This is a genomic window from Romboutsia maritimum, from assembly GCF_002251085.2.
In the GTDB taxonomy this organism is placed as follows: domain Bacteria; phylum Bacillota; class Clostridia; order Peptostreptococcales; family Peptostreptococcaceae; genus Romboutsia_B; species Romboutsia_B maritimum.
This window is the reverse complement of record NZ_NOJZ02000090.1, coordinates 1-871: the sequence shown is the minus strand read 5'-3', so window position 1 is coordinate 871 and position 871 is coordinate 1. Positions and strand designations below refer to the sequence as shown.

General features: G+C 29.3%; 1 protein-coding gene. It reads left to right on the top strand.

Annotation, left to right across the window (positions count from 1 at the left end; genetic code table 11):
• Window positions 1-610: 610 nt before the first annotated feature.
• Window positions 611-871: recombinase family protein (locus tag CHF27_RS13950; RefSeq protein WP_158534786.1), on the top strand; the 261-nt coding region annotated here is incomplete at its 3' end.

Below are 871 nucleotides of genomic sequence, written 5' to 3'. Positions count from 1 at the left end.
ATAATATATAGTCTTGAAGGTAAAGAACCTATAAAGAATTTGATTCACGAGAAGCAAGATAAACTTAATAAAAACACTAAGAAGAAATTTTTTAACTAAGAACGTTGGTTGTATAGCCCCCCCTATAAAAAAAATAGCATTTTTAATGATTTGGGGAACCGAGGAGAGGAGATGGTTGTCGAGATTTTTAATAAAAATCACATGAGGTGTGGTAGGGGGGTGTGCCTACTAAAAAACTGTGGGCGTGTGCATGAAAATTTTAACGTATTGAGTTGGTGGAGTTGGATGAAAAGGACAAGACGACAAATAAAGAAAAAGCTTACAAAGACTATATGTTAGGGATGAAACTTAAAGATATAGCTTAAAAATATGATGTAAAAGAAAATACAGTTAAATCGTGGCAAAGAAGATGCAAATAGAAATGCACCTCTACTAAAAAAACACGTGTGCAGGTGCAGTTGTGCAAGCGTTGGGAAATAAATTAGTATTAAAACTACCTTAATTTAAAAAAGTATTAAAAGTTATTGACTATAATAAAATAATACTATAATATTAAAGTATCAAAAATAACGGTCGTTAATTTTAATACTTTAATACAAAGGGGGATACTATGATTAATACTATATATGGTTATTGTAGAATATCTACTAATAAGCAAAGCATTGAAAGGCAACATAGAAATATTTTAAATTTATATCCTAATGCAATCATTATTGATGAAGTTTATACGGGAACTAAAATACATACTAGAAAAGAATTAAATAAGCTTCTTAATATTATTAAGCAAGGTGATACGATAGTTTTTGATAGTGTATCGAGAATGAGTAGAAATTCAGAAGAAGGTTTTAAGTTATACGAGGAACTATATAAC